Origin of the sequence: Streptomyces sp. NPDC006012 (assembly GCF_042871185.1) — a bacterium.
Classification (GTDB): Bacteria; Actinomycetota; Actinomycetes; order Streptomycetales; family Streptomycetaceae; genus Streptomyces.
On the sequence record NZ_JBIAIE010000001.1, the window covers coordinates 61,584 to 73,633 of the forward strand.

A 12,050-nucleotide genomic window follows, 5' to 3' on the forward strand; every position below is an offset into this window, starting at 1 on the left:
CGGCTCAGCCGCCGTTCCCGTAGGCGGCCGCCGCGCCCTTTTCCAACTGCGCCTGGGCGCCCGCGACATCCGACGGGTTCTTCAGGAAGTCCTGGAGGGCCTTCCACTCGCCCTTGCCGGGCGTGCCGCCGAACGCCTGCGGGGCCTGGTCGGACATGTCGAAGCGGAAGTCGTCGCCGGAGGCGATCAGCGCCTTGGCGATGGTGCGCTGCACCTCGTTCGGATACGCCGAGTCCGGCACGTTCTTGTTCGGGGAGAGGTAGCCGCCGAGCTTCGCCTGGATCGTCGCCGCGTCCGCCGAGGCCAGGAAGGTGACCAGGGCCTGCGCCGCCTTCGAGTCCTTCAGGACGACGGCCGCGTCGCCGCCGGAGACCACCGGCGTGGCGTCCCCCACCGCCGGGAACGGGAACACCTTCGCGTCCGTGCCCACCTTCGCCTTGGTCTCACCGATGTTGACCTGCGCGAAGTCGCCCTCGTAGACCATCGCCGCCTTCGGCTGGTCGCCGCCGGTGAAGGTCTGGGTGACGGAGGCCGGGAACTCGGTCTGCAACGCGCCGTTCGCGCCGCCCGCGATGTAGTCCTTCTTGCCCCAGATCTGGGCGAGCGTGGTCAGCGCCTCCTTGACGGAGGGATCCGTCCACTTGATCTTGTGCTGGGCCAGTTCGTCGTACTTCTGGGGGCCCGCCTGGGAGAGGTAGACGTTCTCGAACCAGTCGGTGAGCGTCCAGCCGTCGGCACCGCCGACCGAGAACGGCGTGACCCCGGAGTCGTACACCGCCCGGGCCGCCGTCAGCAGGTCCTGCCAGGTCTTCGGCTCCTGGGCGCCCGCGTTCTCGAACGCCTTGGCGTTGTACCAGATCAGCGACTTGTTGGCGGCCTTGTAGTAGGCGCCGTACTGCTTGCCGCCGACCTTGCCGATGTCCTGCCAGCCCTGCGCGTAGTTCTTGGCCAGCTGCGCCTGCGCCTCGGCGCCCAGCGGCTTGGCCCACCCCTTGTCCACCGCCTGCTTGATCGCGCCGGGCTGCGGCAGCAGCGCGACGTCCGGCGGCTTCCCGCCCGCGATCTTCGAGCCGAGGAAGTTGATGATCGGGTCCTGCGCCGGTACGAAGGTGACCTTGGCGCCCGTGCGCTTCTCGAACTCCGCGAGGACCTGCTTGAAGTTCTTCTGCTCGCCGCCGGTCCACACGGCGGCGACCTCCAGGCTCGCGCCGTTCAGCTTCGGCAGGGTGACGGTGCTCCCGGTCCCGGCGGAACCGCCGCCGGCGCCGCCGCTTTTCTTGTCGTCGCCGCCCCCGCAGGCGGTGAGCGCGAGCGCCCCCGCGAGAAGGGCGGCGAGTGTGCTGACGGCCCGGTGTGTCCGGACGGTGCTGCTCCTGTTGCGCATCACTACCCCGTTCTTCGTGCTGCCGTTGAACGTCCGAGCGCTGTCCCGTGCCGTACGGTCTACGCCCGGCCGCTCGGGGGCGGCAAGAGCGCCTGCGGCGTCAACGGGCTGATCGTGACCGGCTCGTGATCTTGCGCCTACACACGGTTCCCGGTGTCGGGGCATCCGGGACGGATCGGCTGCGGGGCCCGTCTCCGGGGCGGCGGCGTCTGGAGCTTGGGGGTTCAGGAGGGCTCAGGGTGGCGGTTCAGGGCAGGGGTGGCCACGGCCGGTGGCGGTTCAGGGCAGCGGCGGTCAAAGGCCGTAGTGGTCCAGGGCCGTGGCGGTCAAGGCCCGTGGCGCCACGGGCGAGGGCGGCCGGAGTCACAGCAGTGACGGGACCTCCGCGGCCGACACCTCCCGGGCCGCCCGCTCCACCGCACTCGCCAGCAGCGCCAGGTCCGTGGGCCCGTTGCCCAGTTCACGCACCGGACGGCGGGCCGGCGGGTCGCCCATGCGGTGCCACTCCAGCGGGACGACCGTGGGCCGCTGGGTCGCCGTCCGCGGGATGCGCCCCGTCACCCGGCCCGCCTGGAACGCGGTGACGCGGCCGTCCGCCGTGGCCAACCGCCCGCGTCCCGGAGCCGGTTCGTCCGGTCCCGCGGACGGGGCGTCCAGGGCGACCCGGAGGGCCGCCCGCCGGGCCGGCTCCGTCTCCGCCGTACGACCGCCGGGGGCGGTCGCCGCCACCAGGTGGACGCCGAGCCGTTCGCCCTCCCGTGCCACCGCCTCCAGCGCCCGCAGCACCGAGCCCGCCGCGGGGCGGCCCGGCGCACCGAGCGCCGGGGAGACCAGTGCGTCCAGGTCGTCCACGACCACCACGAGCCGGGGCAGCGGCGCCGCCGCCCCGGCCGGCTCCCGCCGGGCCGCGGCGGTGCGCAGCCGCATCGTCGTAGTGGGCGGGGGATCGAGGTCACCGCCGTCGGGTGCGGGCCGGCCGGGCGGCGTGCGCTGGGCGACGATCCGGCCGGCCGCCCCGCCGTGGGCGTGCCACTCGGCGAACCCCGTCCGCCCCAGCAACTCGGCCCGCCGCTTCAGCTCGGCGCTCAGCGACTGCGCGAACTCCCGCATGCGCACCGGGTCGTTGGCGGTCAGATGGGTGGTGACATGCGGTATGTCGGTGCACACGCGCAGCCCTTCGCCGCCCGTTCCGGCGCCGTCCCGCCCGTCTATCAGGACGATGCCCAGCCGGTCCGGGCGTTCGGCGGCGGCCAGCGAGGCGACGAGGGCGCGCAGCAACTCCGTACGGCCGCTGCCGGGCGGGCCCTCGACCAGCAGGTGCGGGCCCTCGGCGACCAGGTCCGTGCCGAGCGGGCCGCGCGGGCCGGCGCCGAGCACCGCCCAGGCCCGGCCGCCCCGGGACTCCGTGTCGTCCGCCGCGTCCGCCCAGCGCGCCATCAACGACGCCGGGGTGGCCCGGGCGAGCCCCAACTCGTCCAGCAGCCGCGCTGATTGGGGCAGCGGCGCCGCCACCCGCGCGCGGTGCCCGTCGACGGCGCCGTCCGTCCGCAGCGGCGCCAGCGCCCGCGCGAACCGCTCCGCCCAGGCGAGCGAAACGGCGTCGACCGCGGCGAACGCGCCGGGGCCGACCGGGACGGGTGAGCTGTGCTGCGGTGGAGCGGGTGAGCTGTGGTGGGGCGGGGCGGGCGCGGCGTGGTTCAGGGGGGCGGCCGTGCTGGTGGGGGCGGGCGCGGCGGTCGGCTGGGCGACCCGCATCAGGTGCAGCGCCGTCGCGACGTCACCGCCGAGCAGCGCTATGGCCCCGCACGCGCGAAACGCCGGCGCGACCTCGCACGCCGCCTCGTAGGCCGCCCGGTTCACCGCCTCGTTCGCCCCGGCCGCCGGGAGGGCGGTGTGCGCCGGAGCGGGCGGCGTCTCGGCCAGGCACATCACGTGCACCCCGGCCCGCGGCCCCGCCAGCGCCAGCCGCGTCACCACCTCGCGCAGGCCCGCGCCGCCCGGATCGCCGTCCACGACGACGACCGTGTACGGACCCGGGAAGCCGCCCGCCGCCTCTCCGCCGTGGCCGGAGGGAGAGGAAGAGTACGGCGCCGCCGGTCCGGCTGCGGAGGGGTGGGATCCCGCGGGGGTGTCGCCGGTACGGCTCTCCAGGCGGCGCAGCAACTCCTCCGTGCGGGCCGCGGCCTGCTCGCGGTCGTAGGCCAGCAGCAGGCGGCAGTCCTGGCCGTGGCCGGGGCGTACGTGGGGAAGCCAGCCGAGCCAGGACCACTCGGCGGTGCGCTCCGCCAGGGGGCGCGAGTGGTCCGCGCTGATCAGGACGATTTCGAGGTCGTCGGGGGAGTGCAGCGCGACGAGCTGGGCCAGTACCGCGCGGGCCAGCCCGGACAGCCGCGGGCGCGGTCCGGCCAGGCCCAGCGCCCCGGCCTCGCGCAGGTCGGCGGTGACCGGGACGGCGGGCAGCAGCGGCCCCGAGCCGTTCGGTGCCGTCCGGTCGGCCGTGCCCAGCCGGACCGTGAGCGCCTGCGGGTGGCCCGGCCCGCGCTCCCACAGCCGCGGACCGGGGCCCAGCGCGGTCAGCAGCAGCGCCGCCGGGTCCGGCCAGGTCTCCGGGCGCTGCGGGCCGCCGGGCGAGGGGTCGTCGGCGGGGCCGGGCCGCTGCGTGTCGTACGGCCCCGGGCCGCCGTCCGCCGGTTCGGGGCGCCCCCCGGCCAGCCGCCGCGCCCAGGCGCCGAGGCCGCCGCGCCTGCGCCCGCCCTGCGGCAGGTCGGTGCCGTGCACCGGGGTGCCGGTGCGGCCGTCGGCCTGCGGGGCGTCGGCGCCCGGAGCACCGGGTGCGTACGCCGCGTCCGGGCCGGTCTCCGGGTGGCCCCCGCGCGGGCGCGTGCCCGGGGCGCCTTCGGTGTGCCCGGCCCGCGCGCGCGGGTCCGGGGCCAGGCCGTCCGGTCCGCCGTGCGCCGCGGCGTACGGGTCGGGCGCCGGCCCGGATCCCGGGTCCGGGTGGCCCGGGCCGCCGGGACCGCCGAAACCGAAGCGGCCGACGTGGGTGTCCGGGCTGCGCGTCGTGCGCGCCCCGCCCCGGTTCTCGATCCGCGGTGCGCCGGCCTGCCCGGGCACGACCGGCATGTCCGCCGGGTGGTGCTCCTGGGCCCGGGGAGCCGCGCCCGGGGCACCCATGCCTGCGGTGCCGTAGGCATGCTGGGTGGCCCCGGAGGACGCGCCCGCCCCGCCGTACGCCGCACCGGCCCCGCCCGCGCGTCCCGCTCCGCTTCCGCCCCCGTGCGCCGAGCCGCCCCCGTATCCGCCGCTTACGCCGTCCGCACCACTCCCGTGCGTCGCCGCGCTCCCCGTCCGCCCGCCCGGGCCGCCCTGGCCGTTCCCCGGGAGCCCCGTACCCTCGCCGCCCGCGGTGCTGCCCGTGCGCGGGGTCACCCGTACGCAGCCCTCGCCGTCGGGTGCCGTCCGGATCCGGGCGCCCGGCCCTGCGGACGGCGTAAGCCGCAGGGCGGATTCACCGATCCGCAGCAGCGCGCCCGGCGGGAAGCCGGCCGGCCGGCCGTCCACCCGCGTGCCGCCCAGCACCGTGCCGTTCGTGGAGTCGAGGTCGGCGACGGAGACACGGCCGTCCGCGCCGACCGTGACGGCGCAGTGCAGGCGGGAGACGTCAGGGTCGTCGAGCGGGACGTCGGCGTCGGCGGAGCGGCCCACGGTGATCCGGCCGCCGTGCAGCAGATGGACCCCGCCCGCGTCCGGCCCGGCGACCACGTGCAACTGCGTCGGGGCGTCGTCCAGCTCCGGGTGGGGCTCCGGCTCGGCCGGTGTGCCCAGGGCCAGCACGGCGCCGTCGACCAGCGGCGGTTCGCCGAGGGTGCTGCGCCGGGCGTCCAGCCGCTCGGCACCGGCGTACAGCACGACCAGGGTGTTCGACGGGTCCCGGCCCGGGCCTCCGTCGCCCGCGACCGTCGCGGCCAGGGCCGACGTCACCGCGGCCAGGGCGGTGCCGGCGGGCGCCGTGACCAGCACGTCGCGGCTCGCGGCGCGGCCCCGGCGCGGAGACGGGCCCAACGGGTCTACGACGGTCAGCCGGATCTGCATCGCCGTCAGCGGTCCCTTCTGCGCGGGCGCGGACTTCCCCCCACCCCACACGAGCACATCGGCCAGTACTGCAGGCATCCTCGCACCTGCCACTGACAGCTCGCCCGCGGCCCGGCGCCAAGTGATCTTGATTGGTCGGCTCTGCCCCTAAAAGTGCCTGACCATTACTGCGCCGGAGTTCACTTGGGACCGGGTGAGATCGGCCATGTCGTGCTTCAGCGACCTTTCGGCAACCTGGAGAGCGAGAGGAGCGTCTTTCCTTCGGACCGTCGGGTCTTCGAGCTGTCGAAAATCGTTGAACCGTTGAACCGTCGGACCGTCGCATCCTCAAATCGTCGAGCCATCGAACCCACGAACCCACGAACCCTCGAACATGGTCGAGAACGCTTATGTGGCGCCTCGGTGGGCGGCACTACAGTGGTTCGGAACACCCGCAAGCAACAGGGAGCGCATGACGTGCGGCCGGTAGGCAGCAAGTACTTGCTTGAGGAGCCGCTCGGACGCGGCGCCACGGGCACGGTCTGGCGAGCCCGCCAGAGGGAGGCGGCGGGCGCTGAGGCGGCCGTGCCCGGCCAGCCCGGCGAGACCGTCGCGATCAAGGTCCTCAAGGAGGAGCTGGCGAGCGACGCCGATGTCGTGATGCGGTTCCTGCGGGAGCGCTCCGTCCTGCTCCGGCTCACCCACCCGAACATCGTCCGGGTCCGCGACCTCGTCGTCGAGGGTGATCTGCTCGCCCTGGTCATGGACCTGGTCGAGGGCCCCGACCTGCACCGCTACCTGCGCGAGAACGGCCCCTTCACACCCGTGGCGGCGGCGCTGCTGACCGCCCAGATCGCCGACGCGCTCGCGGCCAGCCACGCCGACGGGGTCGTCCACCGGGATCTGAAACCGGCCAACGTCCTGCTCCAGCAGTCCGACGGCCAGATGCACCCGCTGCTGACCGACTTCGGCATCGCGCGCCTCGCCGACTCCCCGGGCCTCACCCGTACGCAGGAGTTCGTCGGCACGCCCGCGTACATCGCGCCGGAGTCCGCCGAGGGCCGCCCGCAGACCTCCGCCGTCGACATCTACGGCGCCGGCATCCTGCTGTACGAGCTGGTCACCGGCCACCCGCCGTTCTCCGGCGGCTCCGCCCTCGAAGTCCTGCACCAGCACCTGAGCGCCGAACCGCGCCGCCCGTCCACCGTGCCCGACCCGCTGTGGACGGTCATCGAGCGCTGCCTGCGCAAGAACCCCGACGAACGCCCCAGCGCCGAGAACCTCGCGCGCGGCCTGCGGGTCGTCGCCGAGGGCGTCGGCGTGCACGCCAACTCCGCCCAGATCGCCGCCGCCGAGGGCGTCGGCGCGCTGCTTGCCGCCGACCCGTCGCCCACCGTCGTGACGGGCGTGCCCGGGGCGGCCGACCCGACCCAGGTGCTGCCGACGGGCTCGCCGGCCGGTGGGTTCGACCCGAACGGCGCGACCAGCGTCCTGCCGCACTCCGGCGGCCCGGCCGGCGCGGCCGACCCCACCGCGGTCCTGCCGAGCACCGGCGCGGCCGACCCGACCGCCGTCATGCCGCCGGTGCCCCCGGGACAACCGGGGCAACCGGGCCGGCCCGACGAGCCGCACCCCTGGCAGAACCAGCTGCGCGCGGCCCGCGACCGCAACGAGCAGACGCAGGTCCAGTACCTCGACCCGGACCAGGACCCGCTGCGCCGCCGCCCGCAGCGGCAGGTGTCCCGTCCGCAGCAGCCGCCCGGCGGCTATCAGCAGCAGCCGTACCAGCAGCCGCAGCAGTACCAGCCGCAGCCGCACGCCGCGCCGCGCCACCAGCAGTACGCGCCGCCCGCCCCGCCCGCCCCGGCCGCGCCGCAGCGCCCGGCGCCGGAGCCCCGGCAGCCGCGCCGGCGCGGCGCCAACCCGATGCGGATCCCCGGACTCGGCTGTCTGAAGGGCTGTCTGTTCACGATCATCATCCTGTTCGTGGCGGGCTGGCTGGTGTGGGAGCTGAGCCCCTTGCAGGAATGGATCGGGACCGGCAAGAGCTACTGGGGGCAGCTCACCGACTGGTTCAACACCGTCACCGGGTGGTTCAAGGATCTGGGCGGCAGCTCCGGCGGCACCTGACCGGACCGGGCGAGGCCACCGCGCTCCACGGGCGCGCATGGGGGCGCGGGAAACCGCCCGGCCGTCCACGGGTCGCACATGGACGGACAGAAGGACGACGGCACGGCACGGACGACGGCCCGGTCGGCGGCACGGCCCGGTCGGCGGAGCGTTCGGCTCTCAGTCTGGAGATTTGTCGACACCTCGCGGGTGATTTGGGCCTTCACGGTGAACACGGGCTCCGCGGACGCGTAGTTTTGTCGGCAACACGCGTCTGTAGGAGCAGTCTTGACACGGAAGATCGGCAGCCGGTACACCGCGAACCAGATCCTGGGACGGGGCAGCGCCGGCACGGTGTGGCTGGGCGAGGGACCGGACGGGCCCGTCGCCGTCAAGCTGCTGCGCGAGGATCTCGCCTCCGACCAGGAACTCGTCGGACGCTTCGTGCAGGAGCGCACGGCGCTGCTCGGCCTGAGCCACCCGAACGTGGTGTCGGTGCGCGACCTCGTCGTCGACGGCACCGACCTGGCCCTCGTCATGGACCTGGTGCGCGGCACCGACCTGCGCACCCGCCTGGAGCGGGAGCGGCGGCTCGCCCCCGAGGCGGCGGTGGCCATCGTCGCGGACGTCGCGGAGGGACTGGCCGCGGCCCACGCGGCCGGAGTCGTGCACCGCGACGTCAAACCGGAGAACGTGCTGCTGGACATGCAGGGGCCGCTCGGCCCCGGCGGTTCGCACCGCGCGCTGCTCACCGACTTCGGGGTCGCGAAGCTGATCGACTCCCCGAAGCGGACCCGCGCGACGAAGATCATCGGAACCCCGGACTATCTGGCGCCGGAGATCGTGGAGGGGCTGCCGCCGCGCGCGGCCGTCGACATCTACGCCCTCGCGACGGTGCTGTACGAGCTGCTGGCCGGGTTCACGCCGTTCGGCGGCGGCCACTCGGGAGCGGTGCTGCGCCGGCACGTGACCGAGACGGTCGCGCCGCTGCCGGGGATCCCGGACGAGCTGTGGCAGCTGATCGTGCAGTGCCTGGCGAAGGCGCCCGCCTCGCGGCTGCGCGCGTCCGAGCTGGCGGCGCGGCTGCGGGAGCAGCTGCCGCTGCTGGCCGGCATGCCGCCGCTGGAGGTGGACGAGCCGGACCAGGTGGCGCCGCCCGAGGCCGCGGAGCCCTCGCAGGAGCCACCGGCGTCCGGCGAGCGGACCCGGCGGCGCGGCTCGGTGTCGCTCGTCCCCGGCGCTCAGCCGGACTCCAACCGGGACACCCACACCTCGATGCGGGTGCCGGGGCCGGACGAGCTGGCGGGTGGCGCCCGGGGCACCGCGCGGGTACCCCGGGCCGCGGGTGCCCCGCGCCCCGGCTCGGCCCGGCACCGGGTGGCGGCCCGGCGCCGACGGGTGACGCTGGGGGTGGCGGGCGTGGTGCTCGCGGCGGCCGTCGGCGTCGGCGCCTGGCTCGCGACCTCGGGCGACGGCGCGGAGGGGACCCCCGGGAGCACCCAGACGTCAACGGCGCCGTGACCTTCCCCACCCCGGCCGATCGCCCGGCCCGCCGCGCGCCGACCGGGCGGCGGGCGGACGCGCGGCCGAGGTCGGTTGCCACAGCGGTTACGCTGGGGGCGTGGCAGTCGTCGATGTATCCGAAGAGCTCAAGTCCCTCTCCTCGACCATGGAGTCGATCGAGGCCGTTCTGGACCTCGACCGGATGAGGGCAGACATCGCCGCGCTTGAGGAGCAGGCGGCGGCGCCGTCCCTGTGGGACAACCCGGACGAGGCGCAGAAGGTCACCAGCAAGCTCTCCCACCTCCAGGCCGAGGTCAGGAAGGCGGAGGCGCTGCGCGGTCGGATCGACGACCTCGGTGTGCTGTTCGAGCTGGCCGAGGCCGAGGACGACCCCGAGACCCGGGCCGAGGCCGAGGCCGAGCTGAGCGACGTCCGCAAGGCGCTGGACGAGATGGAGGTCCGCACGCTGCTCAGCGGGGAGTACGACGCGCGTGAGGCGCTCGTCAACATCCGCGCCGAGGCCGGCGGTGTCGACGCCGCCGACTTCGCCGAGAAGCTGCAGCGCATGTATCTGCGCTGGGCCGAGCAGCGCGGCTACAAGACCGAGGTCTACGAGACGTCGTACGCCGAAGAGGCCGGCATCAAGTCGACCACCTTCGTCGTGCAGGTGCCGTACGCCTACGGCACCCTCTCCGTGGAGCAGGGCACGCACCGGCTGGTGCGCATCTCGCCCTTCGACAACCAGGGGCGCCGTCAGACCTCCTTCGCCGGTGTCGAGGTGCTGCCCGTCGTCGAGCAGTCCGACCACGTCGAGATCGACGAGTCCGAGCTGCGCATCGACGTCTACCGCTCCTCAGGCCCGGGCGGCCAGGGCGTCAACACCACCGACTCCGCGGTCCGCATCACCCACCTGCCGACCGGCATCGTGGTCTCCTGCCAGAACGAGCGGTCGCAGATCCAGAACAAGGCCACCGCCATGAACGTCCTCCAGGCCAAGCTGCTGGAGCGGCGCCGGCAGGAGGAACGGGCCAAGATGGACGCCCTCAAGGGCGACGGCGGCAACTCCTGGGGCAACCAGATGCGTTCGTACGTGCTGCACCCCTACCAGATGGTCAAGGATCTGCGCACCGACTTCGAGGTCGGCAACCCGGAGGCCGTGTTCAACGGCGAGATCGACGGCTTCCTGGAGGCCGGGATCCGCTGGCGCAAGCAGCAGGAGAAGTAGCAGCGGCAGAGACGTCGGTCTGTGCCTGTCAACTGCCGCCCATGAGGCGGCAGTTGGCTTTTGGCCGGGCTTTCGATAACGATCGCGGGCTGCAACTCCCCGTAAATGCCGTGTCCTGGGACATTGTCCACGCAGTGGCCTTGACGGTTCCTTGGAAAATAGGAAGGGTGAAGCGTGGCATGCGTATCTCTGGGGCGCATGTGAACCGGGGGGCGTGCAGGACTCGAAGGACAGTTGAAGGACGCTGACTTCACCGGCTACCTCCGTCGATCACGGCTGGCCCCATGCGCCGCACACTGACGATCAGCTACTGGGGGTAGCAACTACATGACCAAGAAGACGCGGGTCCGGGTCGCGCGGGTCGCCGCAGGTGCGGTGATCGCGGCCGGCGCCTCGCTGACCGCCGCGGGCGCGGCATCGGCGCTGGACATCGGTATCCAGGCCGGCCCGATCAAGGCCCATGTGAGCACGGACACCATCGGCGGTGCCAGCTCCGGTACGTCCGAGGGGACCAGCACGGGCACGTCCGAAGGGACGAGCACGGGCACCTCCGAGGGGACCAGCATCGGTGCGTCCGAGGGGACGAGCACCGGTACGTCCGAGGGGACGAGCACGGGCACCTCCGAGGGGACCAGCACGGGCACGTCCGAAGGGACGAGCACCGGTACGTCCGAGGGGACGAGCACGGGCACCTCCGAGGGGACCAGCACCGGTACGTCCGAGGGGACGAGCACGGGCACCTCCGAGGGGACCAGCACCGGTACGTCCGAGGGGACCAGCACCGGTACCTCCGAGGGCGGCAACGGCAACGGCGGCGGTAACGGCGGCGGCGGTAACAACGGCGGCGGCAATGGCGGCGGTGACAACGGCGGCGGTAACAACGGCGGCGGTAACAACGGCGGCGGTGGCAACGGCGGCAACGGCAACGGCGGCGGTAACAACGGCGGCGGCGGTAACGGCGGCAACGGTAACGGCGGCGGCAACGGCGGCGGCTCCAGCACCTCCGGCGGCACCACCCCCGACGGTGGCAACGACAACGTGTCCCAGGACGAGGGCTCCTCGTCCCTCACCGACACGGGCTCGGACACCACGGCCCAGGGCGGCGGCGACCAGCTGGCCGAGACCGGTGCCGGGCAGACCGCGTTCCTGCTTCTGGGCGCCGCGACGATGATCGCCGGCGGTATCGCCTTCCGCGTCCTGCCGCGGCTGGCGGGCGGCCGGGGCGGCACCGCCGCCTGACGGTGACGGAACGTAGTCACCGCCGTACGTTTCGTACGTACTGTGCATGACGAAGGGCCCGGAGCCTGGCGCTCCGGGCCCTTCGGCCGTCCTCAGCCGCGCTGCGGGCCGCTCACACGGTCTGGTGCGCCACCAGTGCCACCGCGGCGATCAGCACCACCAGGAGCGCGATCAGCGCCATCGGGTTCAGCCCCGCGAAGAAGCCGTCCTGGAAGAAGCCCTGCTGCTGCAGCCGCTCGCGGTTGGCCCGGCACACCGGGCACCGGCCCTCGCTCACAGGCGCAGCGCAGTTCGCGCACACCAACCGGTCGTACGTCATGCGCTCGCCCTCCTTGCACCGGCCGTCATCCGAACAACGCCCACGGGAACGGGAACGTTCCCCCACCACTGTGCCAGGTTCCCGCGGAGCCTGCGCGGGCCACCGCCACGGCTCGGTACGCACGGCGCCCCCCTTTTCCAGGCACAAAGCAGGAACAAAGATGTACAAGCTCCGCACAACCTCGGCGGGCGACTGCGCTT

Annotated in this window: 7 protein-coding genes; 4 read left to right on the top strand and 3 right to left on the bottom strand. The window is 74.2% G+C overall.

The annotated features are described in order from the left end of the window. Nucleotides 1–4 precede the first annotated feature (4 nt). Together ACFYPJ_RS00245 and ACFYPJ_RS00250 are read right to left on the bottom strand one after the other, a co-directional pair. Complete coding sequence (locus ACFYPJ_RS00245; protein ID WP_389008081.1) at nt 5–1,384, bottom strand: ABC transporter substrate-binding protein; 1,380 nt, start codon at nt 1,382–1,384, stop codon at nt 5–7. A gap of 363 nt (nt 1,385–1,747) precedes the next feature. After that, entirely contained in the window at nt 1,748–5,476 is a 3,729-nt protein-coding gene (locus ACFYPJ_RS00250; RefSeq protein ID WP_389010029.1) for an FtsK/SpoIIIE domain-containing protein, read from the bottom strand. Between the two features lie 456 nt (nt 5,477–5,932). On the opposite strand from ACFYPJ_RS00250, the gene ACFYPJ_RS00255 reads away from it, so the two are divergent. From ACFYPJ_RS00255 to ACFYPJ_RS00270, 4 genes are all read left to right on the top strand, one after another. Then, nucleotides 5,933–7,585, top strand: coding sequence for a serine/threonine-protein kinase (locus ACFYPJ_RS00255; protein ID WP_389008084.1), 1,653 nt, complete (start codon nt 5,933–5,935; stop codon nt 7,583–7,585). Nucleotides 7,586–7,852: 267 nt separating this feature from the next. Further along, complete coding sequence (locus ACFYPJ_RS00260; RefSeq protein ID WP_389008087.1) at nt 7,853–9,085, top strand: serine/threonine-protein kinase; 1,233 nt, start codon at nt 7,853–7,855, stop codon at nt 9,083–9,085. A 100-nt stretch (nt 9,086–9,185) separates the two neighbouring features. Beyond that, nucleotides 9,186–10,292: a peptide chain release factor 2 gene (prfB, locus tag ACFYPJ_RS00265; protein ID WP_389008090.1), complete on the top strand. Its 1,107-nt coding sequence runs from the start codon at nt 9,186–9,188 to the stop codon at nt 10,290–10,292. Between the two features lie 327 nt (nt 10,293–10,619). Continuing rightward, nucleotides 10,620–11,531 (top strand): hypothetical protein, encoded by a 912-nt coding sequence (locus tag ACFYPJ_RS00270; RefSeq protein WP_389008093.1) that lies wholly within the window; start codon nt 10,620–10,622, stop codon nt 11,529–11,531. A 112-nt stretch (nt 11,532–11,643) separates the two neighbouring features. On the opposite strand, the gene ACFYPJ_RS00275 is transcribed toward ACFYPJ_RS00270, so the two are convergent. Next, nucleotides 11,644–11,850 (bottom strand): hypothetical protein, encoded by a 207-nt coding sequence (locus tag ACFYPJ_RS00275; protein ID WP_389008096.1) that lies wholly within the window; start codon nt 11,848–11,850, stop codon nt 11,644–11,646. Nucleotides 11,851–12,050 lie beyond the last annotated feature (200 nt).